Source organism: Streptomyces chlorus (assembly GCF_042655885.1).
In the GTDB taxonomy this organism is placed as follows: Bacteria; Actinomycetota; Actinomycetes; order Streptomycetales; family Streptomycetaceae; genus Streptomyces; species Streptomyces chlorus.
Genome location: NZ_JBHSOA010000064.1, coordinates 26,104 through 42,271 on the forward strand (window position 1 = coordinate 26,104; position 16,168 = coordinate 42,271).

18 protein-coding genes and 1 pseudogene are annotated in these 16,168 nt (G+C 71.2%); 12 read left to right on the plus strand and 7 right to left on the minus strand.

The genetic code is table 11. The features are described from left to right. Positions 1-22 precede the first annotated feature (22 nt). On the minus strand, positions 23-232 hold the full coding sequence (locus tag ACFPZI_RS27255; RefSeq protein ID WP_381368576.1) for a hypothetical protein: 210 nt from the start codon (positions 230-232) through the stop codon (positions 23-25). Between the two features lie 339 nt (positions 233-571). Here ACFPZI_RS27255 and ACFPZI_RS27260 point away from each other — a divergent pair, with 339 nt between their 5' ends. Further along, a complete protein-coding gene (locus ACFPZI_RS27260; RefSeq protein WP_381368183.1) occupies positions 572-1,063 on the plus strand; it encodes a dTMP kinase in 492 nt (163 codons plus the stop codon). After that, complete coding sequence (locus ACFPZI_RS27265; protein WP_381368186.1) at positions 1,060-1,494, plus strand: NUDIX hydrolase; 435 nt, start codon at positions 1,060-1,062, stop codon at positions 1,492-1,494. Before ACFPZI_RS27260 ends, ACFPZI_RS27265 begins: the two co-directional genes overlap by 4 nt. A gap of 66 nt (positions 1,495-1,560) precedes the next feature. On the opposite strand, the gene ACFPZI_RS27270 is transcribed toward ACFPZI_RS27265, so the two are convergent. Next, positions 1,561-2,070 (minus strand): MarR family winged helix-turn-helix transcriptional regulator, encoded by a 510-nt coding sequence (locus ACFPZI_RS27270; RefSeq protein ID WP_381368189.1) that lies wholly within the window; start codon positions 2,068-2,070, stop codon positions 1,561-1,563. Positions 2,071-2,231: 161 nt separating this feature from the next. Here ACFPZI_RS27270 and ACFPZI_RS27275 point away from each other — a divergent pair, with 161 nt between their 5' ends. Genes ACFPZI_RS27275 through ACFPZI_RS27285 form a run of 3 tightly spaced genes read left to right on the plus strand, consistent with a single transcriptional unit; the run spans position 2,232 to position 4,299 of the window. Continuing rightward, positions 2,232-2,984, plus strand: coding sequence for a hypothetical protein (locus ACFPZI_RS27275; protein ID WP_381368192.1), 753 nt, complete (start codon positions 2,232-2,234; stop codon positions 2,982-2,984). Next, on the plus strand, positions 2,981-3,661 hold the full coding sequence (locus ACFPZI_RS27280) for a DUF4166 domain-containing protein (protein WP_381368195.1): 681 nt from the start codon (positions 2,981-2,983) through the stop codon (positions 3,659-3,661). The genes ACFPZI_RS27275 and ACFPZI_RS27280 overlap by 4 nt, the downstream gene beginning before the upstream one ends. After that, on the plus strand, positions 3,658-4,299 hold the full coding sequence (locus tag ACFPZI_RS27285; RefSeq protein WP_381368198.1) for a TetR/AcrR family transcriptional regulator: 642 nt from the start codon (positions 3,658-3,660) through the stop codon (positions 4,297-4,299). The genes ACFPZI_RS27280 and ACFPZI_RS27285 overlap by 4 nt, the downstream gene beginning before the upstream one ends. A 54-nt stretch (positions 4,300-4,353) precedes the next feature. Here the strand turns inward: ACFPZI_RS27285 and ACFPZI_RS27290 are convergent, their stop codons facing one another. Continuing rightward, entirely contained in the window at positions 4,354-4,665 is a 312-nt protein-coding gene (locus ACFPZI_RS27290) for an MTH1187 family thiamine-binding protein (protein ID WP_381368201.1), read from the minus strand. Further along, a complete protein-coding gene (locus ACFPZI_RS27295) occupies positions 4,662-5,006 on the minus strand; it encodes a DUF3817 domain-containing protein (RefSeq protein ID WP_381368204.1) in 345 nt (114 codons plus the stop codon). Before ACFPZI_RS27295 ends, ACFPZI_RS27290 begins: the two co-directional genes overlap by 4 nt. A 294-nt stretch (positions 5,007-5,300) precedes the next feature. On the opposite strand from ACFPZI_RS27295, the gene ACFPZI_RS27300 reads away from it, so the two are divergent. From ACFPZI_RS27300 to ACFPZI_RS27315, 4 genes are all read left to right on the plus strand, one after another. Beyond that, entirely contained in the window at positions 5,301-5,933 is a 633-nt protein-coding gene (locus ACFPZI_RS27300) for an AIM24 family protein (protein WP_381368557.1), read from the plus strand. Between the two features lies 1 nt (position 5,934). Continuing rightward, entirely contained in the window at positions 5,935-6,585 is a 651-nt protein-coding gene (locus ACFPZI_RS27305; RefSeq protein WP_381368207.1) for an AIM24 family protein, read from the plus strand. Then, positions 6,582-7,394: an AIM24 family protein gene (locus ACFPZI_RS27310; RefSeq protein WP_381368210.1), complete on the plus strand. Its 813-nt coding sequence runs from the start codon at positions 6,582-6,584 to the stop codon at positions 7,392-7,394. Before ACFPZI_RS27305 ends, ACFPZI_RS27310 begins: the two co-directional genes overlap by 4 nt. Before the next feature lie 101 nt (positions 7,395-7,495). Beyond that, positions 7,496-7,972, plus strand: a complete 477-nt coding sequence (locus ACFPZI_RS27315; RefSeq protein WP_381368212.1) for a MarR family winged helix-turn-helix transcriptional regulator — start codon at positions 7,496-7,498, stop codon at positions 7,970-7,972. A gap of 72 nt (positions 7,973-8,044) precedes the next feature. Here ACFPZI_RS27315 and ACFPZI_RS27320 read toward each other — a convergent pair. Next, a pseudogene (locus ACFPZI_RS27320) lies at positions 8,045-8,230 on the minus strand (ATP-binding protein); the annotation flags it as partial. An 80-nt stretch (positions 8,231-8,310) separates the two neighbouring features. Here ACFPZI_RS27320 and ACFPZI_RS27325 point away from each other — a divergent pair. Next, complete coding sequence (locus ACFPZI_RS27325) at positions 8,311-8,826, plus strand: PepSY domain-containing protein (RefSeq protein ID WP_381368215.1); 516 nt, start codon at positions 8,311-8,313, stop codon at positions 8,824-8,826. Positions 8,827-8,975: 149 nt separating this feature from the next. Here ACFPZI_RS27325 and meaB read toward each other — a convergent pair whose 3' ends face one another. Together meaB and ACFPZI_RS27335 are read right to left on the minus strand one after the other, a co-directional pair. After that, a complete protein-coding gene (gene meaB, locus ACFPZI_RS27330) occupies positions 8,976-9,932 on the minus strand; it encodes a methylmalonyl Co-A mutase-associated GTPase MeaB (protein ID WP_381368217.1) in 957 nt (318 codons plus the stop codon). Positions 9,933-10,012: 80 nt separating this feature from the next. Beyond that, positions 10,013-11,254, minus strand: a complete 1,242-nt coding sequence (locus ACFPZI_RS27335) for an acetyl-CoA C-acetyltransferase (protein ID WP_381368220.1) — start codon at positions 11,252-11,254, stop codon at positions 10,013-10,015. A gap of 147 nt (positions 11,255-11,401) precedes the next feature. Between ACFPZI_RS27335 and mce the strand changes: the two genes are divergently transcribed. Both mce and scy read left to right on the plus strand, forming a co-directional pair. Beyond that, positions 11,402-11,842 carry a methylmalonyl-CoA epimerase gene (gene mce, locus ACFPZI_RS27340; protein ID WP_381368223.1) on the plus strand — a complete coding sequence of 147 codons (441 nt, stop codon included), beginning with the start codon at positions 11,402-11,404 and terminating at the stop codon, positions 11,840-11,842. Positions 11,843-12,115: 273 nt separating this feature from the next. Next, on the plus strand, positions 12,116-15,964 hold the full coding sequence (gene scy, locus ACFPZI_RS27345; protein WP_381368226.1) for a polarized growth protein Scy: 3,849 nt from the start codon (positions 12,116-12,118) through the stop codon (positions 15,962-15,964). Positions 15,965-16,168 lie beyond the last annotated feature (204 nt).

The window sequence follows — 16,168 nt, forward strand, 5'->3', positions numbered from 1 at the left end:
GGCCAGCGCATTGCGGTGGTGATCAGCGGGTGGCGCCCTCCGGCCACAGGACCCGCACCGGGGTGCCGCTCCGCTCCGCGTACGAGACCACGTCCGCGGTACCGCCGAAGCCCCGGGCGGGCTTGCCGTCCCACACCGCGAGGAGTTCGCCGGAGTCGGCCAGGGCCGCCGCGTCTTCCGCGTCGACGGCGTAGAGGTCGACATCATCCAGCGGGACCTGGGGCGCCACCATGTCGGACAGTGCGGTACCTGCCCCCTCAAGCCACGATGCGTCGAAGGGCTCTGGTCGCTGCGCATGGACCACGCCGGTGGAGTACAGCCGTGTCTCCTGCGTGATGATCTACGCCTGGACCTCCGGCCCTTCCTCGCCAAGCAGGTGAACACCGCTTCGGCGGTCGCACGCCACCTGTCCGCTTTCACCGAGGGCACCTTGTGAGCCCCCTGTACGGCGCCTACACTCCCGGCGCCCCCACCCGTGGGAACGGTCCGTTCATCGTCCTGGAAGGGATCTCCGGCATCGGGAAATCCACCCTCGCCCGCCTTCTCGCGGAGCGCCTGAACCCTGCATACCGTGCCCGACTTCTACATGCCGTGGGCGCCGATCATGAACGCGAACACGCACGCCCTGCCGCAGTTCGCGTTCTATCTCTCCGGCGTCCTCCACGCCTCCGACATCATCCGGAACCACCTCGAACGCGGACCCGTGGTCTCCGACCGCTATGTGTCGTCGGTGCTCGCCTACCACTCTGCCGTCCACGAACTCGACATACCTCAAGTCACGGAACTGCTCGCCCCGTTCCGCCCGTACCTCCCCGCCCCCGACCGCACGTTCTATCTGCGGTGCACCAACCGAACGCTCCACACCCGAATGGCCGGCAAGAAGGACTACAACCAGGACGACCACGACATGATCACGGTCCCCGGGCGCCTGGAACGCCTCCGCGCGAACTTCGACAAAGCAGCGGCAGACGATCCCACGGCCGTCATCATCGACACAGACGACCGCACTCCCGGCGAACTCGCCGACACCATCACCGGCCACCTGACAGAACTGAGCACATGACCAACAGCGCGAACCTTCAGGACGCGTCCGTCACCGTCGCCCTCGACGAGGGCGGACGCGTCGCCGTCCTCAGCTCCCGCAACGCCCAGCACGGAGGGATGTTCCTCCCGGGAGGCAGACGGGACCCCGGTGAGAAACCCGAGCAGTGTGCCCGCCGCGAGCTCCGGGAAGAAGCGGGTGTCACCGCCGCGAAATGGCGTCACCTCGGCACCTACGCCATCACCCTCGGAAGCGACGCCCGGATCTCCCTCTACCTCGCCGAGGAACTCACCCTCGGCCCTCAGGAACTCAATGACACCGAAGAGGACTTCAAACTCACCTGGTGGCCCCTGACCGACGCCGTCACCGCAGCCGCCGAAGGCCGTTTCCTCCTGCCCGCCGGTCCCCTCGCGCTCCTGCTCGCCGACCGGTTGTTCAAGAACGGCGATTGATCTGCCGCCACCATGTCGCGAACAGAACTACAAGCGGCATCTTCCGGTCGACCGCTGCGACACCCTTCACTCCTCTGCGAAGTCCCCCGCCGCGAGGCGCAGCGGCCGGAGCATCGCGAACAGTTCCGTGCACTCCGCGGCGTCATAGGCGCCGAGGCCGAAGTCCATCGCCATCAGGTCGGCGGTGGCCGCCTCGACGACCTCGCGTCCCTGGTCGGTGATGCTCGCGAGGGTGCCGCGGCCGTCGTTGGGGTTGGGGCGCTTGGCGACCAGACCCGACCGCACCAGCCGGTCCACGGTGTTCGTCACGGACGTGGGATGCACCATGAGCCGCTCGCCGATCTTGGACATCGGCAGCTCGCCGGCCTTCGAGAAGGTCAGCAGCACCAGCGCCTCGTACCGCGCGAAGGTGAGCCCGTACGGCTTGACGACCGCGTCGACCTCGGCCAGCAGGATCTGGTGGGCGCGCATGACCGAGGTGATCGCGGCCATGGACGGCACGCTCCCCCAGCGCTGCTTCCAGAGTTCGTCGGCGCGGGCGATGGGATCGAACGAGAGACTGAGCGGCTTCGACACGCACCAGACCCTACCGGCCGGTCACATGCCGGTCAGCTCTGTCTCGCCCTTCGATCGGAGCCCGTGCGACACCCCACCGTTGAGCGTTCGCTCAAAACGACGTACGCTCCCCACCGCAGCATTTGAGCACTCGCTCAAACATGCTGCTGACAGGGGGCGACATGAGGCTGTACAGAGAGACACGCGTCCACGCGGATCTCGACGAGCTGTGGGCGCGCACCCAGGACCCGGCCGAGCACCAGCGCTGGGACCTGCGCTTCACCGAGATCCGCCACCTCCCGCGCGCCGGGGGCGATCCGCAGCACTTCCGCTACGCCACGCGCGTGCTGCCGTTCCTCACCCTCGCCGGCACCGGCGTCTCGGCCGGTGAGAAGGAGCGCCCGGACGGCACCCGCACCTCCGCGCTCCGCTTCTCCTGCCCGCACCCGCTCTCCCTGCTCGCGGACGGCAGCGGTTACTGGCGTTACGTCCCCGACGGGAGCGGGGAGGGGGACGGGGTGCGTTTCCTGACCGGGTACGACTACCGGACCCGCTGGGGCGGCGTCGGCGCGCTCGCGGACCGGCTGGTGCTGCGTCCCTTGATGGGCTGGGCGACGGCCTGGTCCTTCGACCGGCTCCGGATCTGGCTGGAGCACGGCGTCACCCCCGAGCGCGCCCGCCGCAACTGGCTGACGGAACTGGCGCTCCGGGCGGCGGTGACCGCCGTCGCCGGAACCGCCCTCGCCCTGAAGCCGGTCGCCCTGCTCGGACCCGCGGGAGCCTTCCTGTCCCCGCTGCTCCTCGTGGCGGCGATCGCCGCCGCGCTCCTCGCCCCGCCGTCGGCCCGCACCCCGGCCGCCCGCCGCTGTCTGCGCACCCCGCCGGCCCCGGCCCGTGTGCCCCGGCTGCTGAGCACCCTGGAGACTCCGCGGTGACCTCGATCTTCCATACCGTGATGGGCGCCGGTTTCGACCGCCTCCACCCCGAGCTGCGACGCCGCTTCTCCGTCGGCCTGACGAGCGGCGAGGCCTGTACGGGCCACGGCGTGATGGACCGCGTCTGGCACGGCGGCGCCTTCGTGAAGCCGTTCCTGGCGCTCGGCGCGACCCGGAACATCCTGATCCCCCGGCAGGGCCGGCACATCCCCTTCACCATCGAGAACGTGCCGTACACCGACGGCTTCGGCCGTGAGACGGTGACCTTCGTGCGCACCTTCCACCTGCCCGGCCGCCCCCGCCGTTTCGACGCCCAGATGGTGCTCGGCCCCCGGAGCGACCGCATCGTCGACTACCTCGGCACCCACCAGCACCTCGCCACCGAACTCCGCTTCCACGCGGAACCCGATGGTTCCCTGCTGATCCGCTCGGGCGAGCACCGCTTCCGGGAGGGACCGGTGGACGTGCGCGTACCCGAGATCGTCGGCGCGAGGGCCGAGGTGCGCGAGTCCTACGACGAACACGCCGGCCGCTTCCGGATCCGGGTCGACGTCACCAACCGCCGCTTCGGGCCGCTCTTCGGCTACCAGGGTTCCTTCACCGCCGTCTACAGCGACATCCGCGCGTGCGGGGTACGCCCCGGTCTGCGTCCGGTCCGTGAGGAGCCGCGCGCGTGAGCCCCGCCGACAGCACCAGGACGAAACTGCTGGAGGGCGCCCTGCGCACGCTCGCCGAGCAGGGCATCGCCAAGGCCTCGGCGCGGGCGATCGCGACGACGGCCGGGGTCAACCAGGCGCTGGTCTTCTACCATTTCGGCTCGGTGGACGAACTGCTCTCCGCCGCCTGCCGCCACGGGGCCGAGCAGCGGGTCGCCCGCTACCGCACCCGCCTCGCGGAGGTCGGTTCCCTCACGGAACTCCTCGCCTTCGGGCGGGAGATGCACGACGAGGAGCGCGCCGCGGGCCAGGTGGCCCTGCTCGGGCAGCTGCTGGCCGGCGCGCAGACCCACGACAGCCTGAAGGCGGCGACGTCGGCGGGGCTCGACCTGTGGATCGTGGAGATCGAGAAGGTCCTCGAACGGATCCTGCCCGGCACCCCGTTCGGCGAGTTCGCCGACGCCGGCGGGCTCGCCCGCGCAGTGGCGGCGTCCTTCGTGGGCCTCGAACTGTACGAGGGGGTGGACCCGGCGGGTGCGGGCGCGGCGCTGGACTCCCTGGAGCAGCTCGGGATCCTCATCGCCGCCCTGGACGACCTCGGCCCGGTCGCCCACCGCGCGGTACGCCATCACCTGCGCCGCGCGGCCGGGCGCCGCTGAGGCGCGGGGCGGCACCGGGGCCCCGCGCCCGCGCGCTCTGCTCCTGGTTCTCGCCTACCGACTCTCGTCCGCGCCCCGGCCCAGGTGCCGCTCGACGGTGTCGACCTTGGAGGTGAGTCCGTCCTCGATCCCTGGCCGGATGTCCGCCTTGAGGACCAGGGACACCCGCGGGGCGCGCGCCTCGACCGCCGCCACGGCGCGCTTCACGACGTCCATCACCTGGTCCCAGTCGCCCTCGATCGAGGTGAACATGGCGTCGGTGCGGTTCGGCAGCCCGGATTCACGGACCACCCGCACGGCGTCGGCGACGTACTCCCCCACGTCCTCGCCGACACCGAGCGGCGTCACGGAGAAGGCGACGATCACGCGCTCACAACCCCTTCCTTGCGGGCGCGGGACGCGATCACCGCGTCCTCGGTCTCCCGCTTGAGTCGGCGCTCGGCGAAGAAGCCGCCGGTGGGCAGGACCGACATCAGGAAGTAGAAGGCGGCGGTCTTCAGCGGCCACTTGGCCCGGTTCCAGGCGTCGGCCCAGAAGAGCGCGTACACGACGAAGAGGAATCCGTGGATCGCGCCCAGCGCCGGGACGGCGTTGAACTCCGTGGTCCGCTTCAGGACCGAGGCGACCAGGAGCAGCAGGAACGAGATCGCCTCGGGGCCCGATACCAGGCGGAGGCGGCGGAGGGCACTGGCGGTCTTGAGGTCCACGGATCACCTTCGGTGGGAGAGACAGCGGTGTCTACGGGTTGTACCGGGCCCGGCGGCCCGATCCGGTGTTCTGCGCCCGACGCTTTGTGAACGCGCGCACAAGCGCTCGCCCATTGTGGCAAACACCGTCCGCGATCACCGGAGGGGGGCCGGGTCCCGCGCCGGGCGACCACCCGCTCGCACGTCCGCACACCCTCCCCCGAAGGCGGCGCCCCTAGGGGGATCTTCAGGGGTATCTCCCCCGTCAGGACCTGTTCCGGGGGCGGAGGTGCGGTTACCGTCACACACGTGGCGATGTTCCGACTTCAGAGCAGCAAGGTGCTCGCCGTCGAGATGACCGGGGACGCCGTGAAGGCGAAGAACGGCTCGATGGTCGCGTACGACGGCGAGATGGCGTTCAAGAAGCTCAGCGGTGGCGGGGACGGCATCCGGGGGATGGTGACCCGGCGGCTGACCGGTGAGCAGATGACGGTGATGGAGGTGAAGGGGCGTGGGGTCTGCTGGTTCGCGGACCGCGCCTCCGACATCAATCTGGTGGGACTCCGGGGGGACACGCTCTACGTGGAGTCGAGCAACCTGCTGGCGACCGACGGCGGCCTGCGCACGGGGACCGGCTTCACCGGCCTGCGCGGCGCCTCGCAGGGCAACGGGCTGTTCACGACCACCGTCGAGGGCCAAGGCCAGGCGGCGATCATGTCGGAGGGTCCCGCGGTGGTGCTCCGGGTCTCCCCGCAGTACCCGCTGACCGTCGACCCCGGCGCCTATGTGGCCCACCAGGGGAATCTTCGCCAGTCCCTCCAGTCCGGGGTGACGTTCCGCACGCTGCTCGGGGAGGGCGGCGGCGAGGCGTTCCAGATGCGGTTCGAGGGCGACGGGCTGGTGTACGTCCAGCCCAGCGAGCGGAACACGATCGCGGGGGACGTCTGACATGACCTTCCGGGAGATCAATTCGAAGGTCGTCGAGGCGACCGTGGTACCGGGTCAGCGGCTGTTCAGTCAGCGCGGCGCGATGCTCGCCTACCGGGGCGAGGTCGGCTTCACCCCGAACATGATGGGCGGCCAGGGCGGGTTCCGGTCGATGATCGGCCGGCGGGTGGCGGGCGAGGACACGCCTCTGATGACCGTCGAGGGCAGCGGCACGGTGCTGTTCGGGCACGGCGGGCACCACATCCAGGTGATCAACCTCTCCGGGGACACCCTGTACGTCGAGGCGGACCGCCTGTTGGCGTTCGAGGGCACGCTGGAGCAGGGCACGATGTTCCTGGGCTCGCAGGGCGGGGTGATGGGCATGGTCCGGGGCCAGGTCTCCGGGCAGGGCCTGTTCACCACCACGCTCAAGGGGCACGGCTCCGTGGCGGTCATGGCGCACGGGGGCGTGATCGAGATCCCGATCACGCCGCAGCGCCCGGTCCACGTCGACCCGCAGGCCTACGTCGCCCATCACGGTGATGTCCGCAACAAGCTGTCCACCGCGCTCGGCTGGCGGGACATGGTGGGGCGCGGCTCCGGCGAGGCGTTCCAGCTGGAGCTCAGCGGCAGCGGCGCGGTGTTCGTCCAGGCGTCGGAGGAGAAGCTGTGAGCACCTACGGAACCCCGGGCGCGGGCCCGCAGCCCGGCGTCACGGTCTTCGACCCGACGACCCTGCCGTCGAACGACAATGTCGATCACTACACCTTCTGCGTGGAGCTCGCCGGGAGCCAGTGGTTCCTGCAGAAGGGGAAGATGATCGCCTACTACGGCACGATCGAGTTCAACGGCATCGGGCACGGCCGACTCGACCGGATTGTCCGTACGTCGTTCCATTCGCCTCTGCACGCGAGCGACTGGGTCGTGGCGGATGGCTCGGGCAAGATGCTCCTCGCTGACCGGGCGTTCGATGTGAATGCGTACGACCTCGAGGACGGCAATCTGACCATTCGCTCGGGCAATCTGCTCGCTTTTCAGCCAAGTCTGTCGCTGAAGCAGTCGATCGTGCCGGGTTTCCTGACGCTCATCGGAACCGGAAAGTTCGTGGCCGTCTCCAACGGCCCGGTGGTGTTCATGGAACCCCCGCTCCGGGTGGACCCGCAGGCGCTGGTCGGGTGGGCGGACTGCCCCTCCCCGTGCCACCACTACGACCATGGGTACATGACCGGCGTCATGGGCGGTCTACGTGCGCTGACGGGCCTCGGCGGGGCCTCCGGCGAGGAGCACCAGTTCGAGTTCGTCGGGGCCGGCACCGTACTCCTGCAGTCGTCCGAGTCGCTGATGCCGGAGCAGGCCACGGGGGCCACTCCACAGCAGGCGGGAGTGCCCGGCGGCGGGGGGTCCGGAGCGCACGGGCAGGGCGCGGGGGCACCGCGCCTTCCCGGACAGCTGGGCGACCTCCAGCGTCGCTTCGGGCTGTGAGCGGTAGTCTGCGGAGTGTGACATCGAACGCGTGCACGCCGTCACCGTCACAGAGAACCCTTCACTAGTTCGCCTTTCAACTTCTTAGGTAGACTTCATTCATGGAGACCGAGACGGCCACACGCTGGCTGACCAATGCGGAGCAGTGCGCCTGGCGCACCCACCTGGAGGTCAACAGGCTGTTGACGTACCAGCTCGAGAAGGATCTGCAGCCCTTCGGCCTGACAATGAACGACTACGAGATTCTGGTGAACCTCTCCGAGTCGGAGGACCGCCGGATGCGGATGAGCGACCTCGCCGCCGCCACCCTCCAGTCCAAGAGCCGCCTCTCGCACCAGGTCACCCGTTTGGAGAACGCGGACCTGGTCCGGCGGAAGAACTGCGAGTCCGACCGGCGCGGCCTCTTCGCCGTCCTCACCGACCACGGCATGGAGACCATGCAGAAGGTCTCGCCCCATCACGTGGCGTCGGTGCGCCGGCACTTCATCGACCTGCTCTCCCCCGAGACCCTCGGCGAGCTGGACAAGGCCCTGAAGCCCATCGCGGAGCACCTGCGCGACCAGCGCGGGCGTCTCTGACCCGGTGACCGTCTGAACCGGTGACCACCGAACCGGTGCCCCGGCCCGGTGGTGGTGTGCCACCCGGCCGGGTCAGGTCCCTCGGGCGAGCGGCAGACGGAGTTCGAACAGGGCTCCGCCCGAGGGTGCCGCACCGGCCGTGAGCGTCCCGCCGTGCCGTACCGCGACGTCCCGCGCGATGGCGAGGCCCAGACCGGCCCCGCCGTCGTCGCGGCTACGGGCGTCGTCCAGCCGGACGAACCGCTCGAAAATCCGCTCCCGGTCGGCCTCGGCCACCCCGTCGGAGCGCCTGCGGGACCGCGGCACCCGTGGCGACGAGGGCCACCAGGACCACGAGCGTGGCGCCGAACGTCGCCCGGGAGCTCTCCGCGGACGTGACCGCCGCCGAGGCCGTCTCCGCCGCGCTGAAGCATCAGTCGGGTACCGCGGTCTCCGTCGAGATGGACGACGACGATGACGACGACCACCGTGGCAAGGCGGCCTGGGAGGTCGACATCCTCGGCGGCGACAACGCCTGGTACAGCGTGTGGATCGACCCGAGCAGCGGCAAGGTCCTGGGCTCGGAGCGGGACGACGAGGACGACGACACCGCCGAGGTGCGCGCCGCGCTGAAGGGGACGTCGGTGAGGGCCGAGGAGGCCGCGAAGGCGGCGGCCGCCAAGGGCACCGTGACGTCGGTGGACCTGGACGACGACGACACCAAGGGCTGGGAGGTCGAGACGGTCACCGCCGGCGGGGACGACCGGGAGTGGCTGGTCGACCTGAACAGCGGCAAGGTCACCGCGGACGACGACGACTCGGACGACCGGGGTGACGACGGGCGTGACGACGACCGCGGCGACGACGACCGCTGAGCGGAGATCCGAGCGTGGAGATCCGAGCGGACCTCTGAACCGGCCACGTGAACAGACAGGGCGGTGCGGGCGAATGTGCCCGCACCGCCCTTCCCGTGTGCTCCCGCCGGCTCCCACGGGCCGGTCCCGGCCCCGCCCCCGGCCCGACGTCAGCCCCGCGTCAGCCCCGCCACCAGTTCGTCCGCCGCTCGGTACGGGTCCAGCTCGCCGCCGATGATCCGTTCCGCCAGCGCGCCCAGGCGGCGGTCGCCGTGCAGGTCACCGATGCGCTCCCGCAGGGTCGTGACGGCGATCGTCTCGACCTCGCGGGCGGCGCGGGCCAGCCGGCGCTCCGCCAGGACCCCGTGCTCCTCCATCCACGCGCGGTGCTTCTCCAGGGCCTCGACGACCTCGTCGACGCCCTCCCCGCGCGAGGCGACGGTCTTGACGATCGGCGGCCGCCAGTCGCCGGGGGCGCGGGACTCGCCGAGGCCCAGCATGTGGTTCAGGTCGCGGGCGGTGGCGTCCGCACCGTCGCGGTCGGCCTTGTTGACGACGTAGACGTCGCCGATCTCCAGGATTCCGGCCTTGGCCGCCTGGATCCCGTCGCCCATGCCGGGCGCGAGGAGCACCACCGACGTGTCGGCCTGGGAGGCGATCTCCACCTCCGACTGGCCGACGCCGACCGTCTCCACCAGGACCACGTCGCAGCCGGCCGCGTCGAGGACGCGGATGGCCTGCGGCGCGGACCAGGCGAGGCCACCCAGATGGCCGCGGGTCGCCATGGAGCGGATGTAGACGCCGGGGTCGGAGGCGTGCTCCGACATCCGGACCCGGTCACCGAGCAGCGCGCCGCCGGAGAAGGGCGAGGACGGGTCGACAGCCAGGACGCCGACCCGCTTGCCCTGCCTGCGGTACGCGCTCACCAGCGCCGAGGTGGACGTCGACTTGCCGACGCCCGGCGAACCCGTCAGGCCGACCACGTACGCGTTGCCGGTCAGCGGTGCCAGGGCCGCCATGACCTCCCTCAGCTGCGGGGACGCCCCCTCCACCAGGGAGATCAGCCGGGCCACGGCACGCGGCGCGCCCTCCCTGGCCCGTGCCACCAGAGTGGAGACGTCCTGCATCACTGCTCCGTTCACAAGTAGGGATCCGCGGTAGGAATCCGCGGTGGAAGTCTGCCGAGAGCGACGGCCGGACGGCCTGCTCAGGCCTTGGGTACCCGCACGATCAGCGCGTCACCCTGCCCGCCGCCGCCACACAGCGCCGCCGCGCCGATGCCGCCGCCGCGCCGCTTCAGCTCCAGCGCCAGGTGCAGCACCAGACGGGCGCCGGACATGCCGATCGGGTGGCCCAGGGCGATGGCACCGCCGTTGACGTTCACCTTGTCCGTGGACACGCCGAGGTCCTTCATGGACTGCACGGCCACCGCCGCGAAGGCCTCGTTGATCTCGACGAGGTCGAGGTCGGAGACCTCGAGACCCTCCTTCTTGAGGGCGTGGGCGATCGCGTTGGACGGCTGCGACTGCAGGGAGTTGTCCGGTCCCGCCACGTTGCCGTGGGCGCCGATCTCGGCGAGCCACTCCAGGCCGAGCTCCTGCGCCTTGGCCTTGCTCATCACGACCACGGCCGCCGCACCGTCCGAGATCTGCGAGGAGGAACCGGCCGTGATCGTGCCGTCCTTGGCGAAGGCGGGACGCAGCTTGCCCAGCGACTCGGCGGTGGTGTCGGCGCGGATGCCCTCGTCCTGGCTGAAGAGGACCGGGTCGCCCTTGCGCTGCGGGATCTCGACGGGGGTGATCTCCGCCTCGAAGATGCCGTTCTTCTGCGCGGCGGCGGCCCGCTGGTGGGACAGGGCGGCGATCTCGTCCTGCTCCGGGCGGCCGATGCCGAGGCGTGTGTTGTGCCTCTCGGTGGACTCGCCCATGGCCACGTTCTCGAACGAATCGGTCAGACCGTCGTACGCCATGGCGTCGATCATCTGGACCGCGCCGTACTTGAAGCCCTCGCGGGACTTCGGCAGCAGGTGCGGGGCGTTGGTCATGGACTCCTGGCCGCCGGCCACGACCACGTCGAACTCGCCGGCCCGGATCAGCTGGTCGGCCAGCGCGATCGCGTCGAGGCCGGACAGGCACACCTTGTTGACGGTGAGCGCCGGGACGTTCATCGGGATGCCGGCCTTGACGGCGGCCTGGCGGGCCGGGATCTGCCCTGCCCCGGCCTGGAGCACCTGCCCCATGATCACATACTGGACCTGGTCGCCGCCGATCCCCGCACGGTCGAGGGCGGCCTTGATCGCGAAGCCGCCGAGGTCGGCTCCGGAGAAGGACTTGAGCGAGCCGAGCAATCGGCCCATCGGGGTCCGGGCACCCGCGACGATGACGGACGTCGTGCCGCTCGCTGCGGAGGATGCGGATGGTGCGGAAGTTTCGGAAGATGCAGAAGTCATGAGCTGCGATCCCCTTCCGGCTGCACAGCCGAGGAGTGAACGAGGGTTTACTTCGAATGTACTGAGCTGCGGTCCGCCCCGTCATCGGGCCGTCGGTGTGATCGCGCGCACGTTGCGTAACCGCCTGGAGACCGTTCCACTGAATCCATGCTGACGCGAATCGACCACATCGGAATCGCCTGCCACGACCTCGACGCAACCGTGGAGTTCTACCGGGCCACCTACGGCTTCGAGGTGTTCCACTCCGAGGTCAACGAGGAGCAGGGCGTGCGTGAGGCCATGCTGAGGATCAACGAGACCTCGGACGGAGGCGCGTCCTACCTCCAGCTGCTGGAGCCGACCCGGGAGGACTCCACCGTCGCGAAGTGGCTCGCGAAGAACGGCGAGGGAGTCCACCACATCGCTTTCGGTACGGCGGACGTCGACGCCGAGGCCGCCGCGATCAAGGACAAGGGCGTACGCGTTCTGTACGAAGAGCCCCGACGCGGCTCCATGGGGTCACGAATCACCTTCCTGCACCCCAAGGACTGTCATGGCGTACTGACAGAACTGGTCACTTCGGCGCCTGTTGAGTCACCTGAGCACTGACCCACGTACATAAGGGCCGGTAGGGTTGGGTGCGGTCGCCGCTCGAGTCAGGGCGATCGGGTCCTGCCGTCAGAAAGGTGACGACTGCCGCCGTTCGGGTGAGCGTCGCCGATCCTGACAGCAGGACGTACCGGGGTCCAGGTTTCGGGGGGCGAGCGCGGGGGTAACAGCGCATGTTCCTCCGTTGATCTGACACCATTCCCCGGGGGTCCCGTTCGGCGGATGGACGGGACTCGGCCAGAGTGACGACCAGGGGACGGATGGGACCGCGCAGTGCGGGGCTACGAGAGCCAGGAGCGAGATCCGGCGGCTGACGTCGACCACCTCACTCGGTTCGAAGCCGAGATGAAGCGGCTGAAGACCGAGCGGGAAAAGGCGATCCAGCACGCCGACGACCTCGGCTACCAGGTCGAGGTGCTGCGCGCCAAGTTGCACGAGGCGCGGCGCACCATCATGTCCCGGCCCGCTTACGAGGGCGGCGACCTCGGCTACCAGGCCGAGCAGTTGCTGCGCAACGCGCAGATGCAGGCCGACCAGCTCCGCGCGGACGCGGAGCACGAGCTGAGCCAGGTGCGGGCGCAGACCCAGCGGATCCTCCAGGAGCACGCCGAGCAGGCGGCCCGGCTCCAGTCGGAGCTGCACCAGGAGGCGGTGACCCGGCGCCAGCAGCTCGACCAGGAGCTGGCGGAGCGCAGGCAGACCGTCGAGTCGCACGTCAACGAGAACGTGGCGTGGGCCGAGCAGGTGCGGGCCCGTTCCGAGCAGCAGGCCCGCCGGCTGCTCGACGAGTCCCGCGCGGAGGCCGAGCAGGCGCTGGCCGCCGCCCGCGCGGAGGCCGAGCGAGTGACCGCCGAGGCCCGTCACCGGCTGCGGAGCGAGGCCGAGGCGGCCCGCGCGGAGGCCGAGCAGACGCTGCGCCGGGCCCGCGCGGACGCCGAGCGGCTGCTGACCGCCGCCTCCACGCAGGCGCAGGAGGCCACCGACCACGCCGAGCAGGTGCGGACGTCGACGGCCAGCGAGTCGGAGTCCACCCGCCGCGAGGCCCAGGAGCTCACCAAGGCCGCCGAGCAGCGCATGGCGGCCTCCGAGGAGGCGCTGCGCGAGGCCCGCGCCGAGGCGGACAAGGTGCTCGCCGAGGCGAAGGAGGCCGCGTCGAAGGCGCTCACCTCCGCCGAGTCCGCCAACGAGACCCGTACGCGCACGGCCAAGGAGCAGGTCGCCCGGCTGGTCAGCGAGGCCACCAAGGAGGCCGAGACCACCAAGGCGGACGCCGAGCAGGTCGTCGCGGACGCCCGCGCGGAGGCGGAGAAGATCGTCGCGGAGGCCTCCGAGAAGGCCCGTACGATCACCGCCGAGGAGAGCGCCACCCAGCTGTCGAAGGCGGCCCGGACCGCCGAGGACGTGCTCAACAAGGCGTCGGAGGAAGCCAAGCGAACCACCAGGGAGGCGGCCGAGGAGGCGGAGCGGATCCGTGCCGAGGCCGAGGCCGAGGCGGACCGGCTGCGCGCCGAGGCGCACGACATCGCCACGCAGCTCAAGGGCGCGGCGAAGGACGACACCAAGGAGTACCGCGCCAAGACGGTCGAGCTCCAGGAGGAGGCCCGCCGGCTGCGCGGCGAGGCCGAGCACCTGCGGGCCGACGCGGTCGCCGAGGGCGAGAAGATCCGCGCGGAGGCCCGTAAGCAGGCCGTGGCGCAGATCGAGGAGGCCGCCCGGTCCGCCGAGGAGCTGCTGTCCAAGGCGAAGGCGGACGCGGACGAGCTGCGTTCCACCGCGCAGACGGACAGCGAGAAGGTCCGTACCGAGGCCATCGAGCGCGCCACGACGCTGCGCCGGCAGGCCGAGGAGACGCTGGAGCGCACCCGCAAGGAGGCGGAGCGGCACCGCGCGGAGGCCGTCGAGCAGGCCGACGCGCTCAAGGAGGACGCCGAGCGGGCCGCGCGCGAGGTCCACGAGGAGACCGAGCGGGCCGTCGCCGCGCGCCGCGCGGAGGCCGCCGAGGAGCTGACCCGGCTGCACACGGAGGCCGAGGAGCGGCTCGCCTCGGCCGAACAGGCGCTGAGCGACGCCCGCGAGGAGGCGGGCCGTATCCGCCGGGAGGCCGCGGACGAGGCCGAGCGGCTGCGCACCGAGGCGGCGGAGCGGGGCCGAACGCTGCGGCAGCAGGCACAGGCGGAGGCGGAGCGGCTGCGCGACGAGGCCGCGGCGGACGCGGCGGCGTCCCGCGCGGAGGGCGAGTCCGTGGCCGTGCAGCTGCGGTCGGAGGCCGCGGCGGAGGCGGAGCGGCTGAAGTCGGAGGCTCAGGAGAGCGCCGACCGGATGCGGGCCGAGGCACGGGCCGCCGCCGAGCGGCTCGGCGCGGAGGCGCAGGAGACGCTGGCGGGCGCGCAGGAGGAGGCCGCCCGGCGTCGGCGCGAGGCCGAGGAGTTGCTGGGCGCGGCCCGCACGGAGGCCGACCAGGAGCGCGAGCGGGCCCGGGAGCAGAGCGAGGAGCTGCTGGCCTCGGCCCGCAAGCGGGTGGAGGAGGCGCAGGCCGAGGCCGTACGGCTGGTCGAGGAGGCCGACCGGCGTGCCACCGAGATGGTGTCGGCGGCCGAGCAGAACGCCCAGCAGGTGCGGGACGCGGTCGCGGGGCTGCAGGAGCAGGCGCAGGACGAGATCGCCGGGGTGCGCCGGGCCGCCGAGCACGCGGCGGACCGTATGCGCCGCGAGGCGGAGGAGGAGTCGGACCGGGTCCGGGCCGACGCCTACGCGGAGCGGGAGCGGGCCGGCGAGGACGCCGGCCGGATGCGGCGCGAGGCGCAGGAGGAGACGGAGGCCGCCAAGGCGCTCGCCGAGCGCACCGTGACCGAGGCGATCACCGAGGCGGACCGGGCCCGTTCGGAGGTCTCCGAGCAGACCCTGCGGATGCGTACGGAGGCGTCGGACGCGGTCGCCGAGGCCGAGCGGAACGCGTCGCACACCCGGGCCGAGGCCCGGGAGGACGCCAACCGGATCCGTTCGGACGCGGCGGCCCAGGTGGACACTCTCATCACCGAGGCGCGCGGCGAGGCGGAGCGGCTCACCGCGGAGACGATCGCGGAGACCGACCGGCTGCGTACGGATTCGGTGGCCAAGGCCGAGAAGCTGATCTCGGACGCGTCCGGCGACGCGGAGCGGCTGCGGGCCGAGGCGGCCCGGACGGTCGGCTCGGCGCAGCAGCACGCGGAGCGGGTCCGCACCGATTCCGCGCGGCTCAAGGCCGACACGGAGCGGGAGGCGGAGCGGCTGGTGACGTCCGCGCGCGAGGAGTCCGAGCGCACCCTCGACGAGGCCCGCAAGGACGCCAACAAGCGGCGTTCGGAGGCGGCCGAGCAGGTCGACACGCTCATCACGGAGTCCGCCGCCGAGGCGGACAAGCTGCTCACCGAGGCGCAGCAGCAGGCGCAGAAGACCACCGCGGAGGCGGAGGCCCAGGCCGACTCGATGGTCGGCGCGGCCCGCACGGAGGCCGACCGGCTCGTCGCCGAGGCGACGGTCGAGGGCAACTCCCGGGTGGAGAAGTCCCGTACGGACGCGGATGAGCTGCTGGTCGGGGCCCGCCGGGACGCGACCCGGATCAGGGAGCGTGCCGAGGAGCTGCGGGACCGGGTCACCAGTGAGATCGAGGAGCTGCACGAGCGGGCCCGCCGTGAGGCGGCCGAGACGATGAAGTCCACCGGCGACCGCTGCGACGCACTGATCAAGGCGTCGGAGGAGCAGCTGGCCAAGGCGCAGGCGCAGGCCAAGGAGCTCGTGTCCGAGGCCAACTCCGAGGCGGGCAAGGTGCGTATCGCCGCGGTGAAGAAGGCCGAGGGGCTCCTGAAGGAGGCCGAGCAGAAGAAGGCCACGCTGATCAAGGAGGCCGAGGAGCTGAAGGCCGAGGCGATCCGCGAGGCGCGGGCCACGGTCGCGGAGGGCAAGCGCGAGCTGGAGGTCCTGGTGCGGCGGCGCGCGGACATCAACGTCGAGATCTCGCGGGTGCAGGACGTCCTGGAGGCGCTGGAGTCGTTCGAGACGCCTGGCGGCGGCAAGGACCACGGGGTGAAGGCGGCCGCGGCGGCCGGTACGCCCGGTCAGCGGGGCAAGTCTTCGGACAGTTAGGGCTCCTGAGGGCGAACCGGGCAAAATTCTTCGATGCTGCGAGAAACCCCCCTGTCGGCAGGTGAAATCCCTTGCCATTCAGGGGGTTTGAGCATGTGCTGGGCAAGCACTCCGGGGGTCAGCCACTCAAAAGGGGTGTCATTCTCCGTATCAAACGTGCATCCGCTCGATGACACAGCGCTTCGGCGCCTAGGATTCCCCCTA

What these genes read in the sequence shown, in the direction of transcription:
- ACFPZI_RS27335 (WP_381368220.1), bottom strand. Translation starts at nt 11,254, where the DNA reads ATGACTTCTGCATCTTCCGAAACTTCCGCACCATCCGCATCCTCCGCA.
- ACFPZI_RS27255 (WP_381368576.1), bottom strand. Translation starts at nt 232, where the DNA reads ATGGTGGCGCCCCAGGTCCCGCTGGATGATGTCGACCTCTACGCCGTC.
- ACFPZI_RS27265 (WP_381368186.1), top strand. Translation starts at nt 1,060, where the DNA reads ATGACCAACAGCGCGAACCTTCAGGACGCGTCCGTCACCGTCGCCCTC.
- ACFPZI_RS27275 (WP_381368192.1), top strand. Translation starts at nt 2,232, where the DNA reads ATGAGGCTGTACAGAGAGACACGCGTCCACGCGGATCTCGACGAGCTG.
- ACFPZI_RS27315 (WP_381368212.1), top strand. Translation starts at nt 7,496, where the DNA reads ATGGAGACCGAGACGGCCACACGCTGGCTGACCAATGCGGAGCAGTGC.
- ACFPZI_RS27305 (WP_381368207.1), top strand. Translation starts at nt 5,935, where the DNA reads ATGACCTTCCGGGAGATCAATTCGAAGGTCGTCGAGGCGACCGTGGTA.
- ACFPZI_RS27300 (WP_381368557.1), top strand. Translation starts at nt 5,301, where the DNA reads ATGTTCCGACTTCAGAGCAGCAAGGTGCTCGCCGTCGAGATGACCGGG.
- mce (WP_381368223.1), top strand. Translation starts at nt 11,402, where the DNA reads ATGCTGACGCGAATCGACCACATCGGAATCGCCTGCCACGACCTCGAC.
- meaB (WP_381368217.1), bottom strand. Translation starts at nt 9,932, where the DNA reads ATGCAGGACGTCTCCACTCTGGTGGCACGGGCCAGGGAGGGCGCGCCG.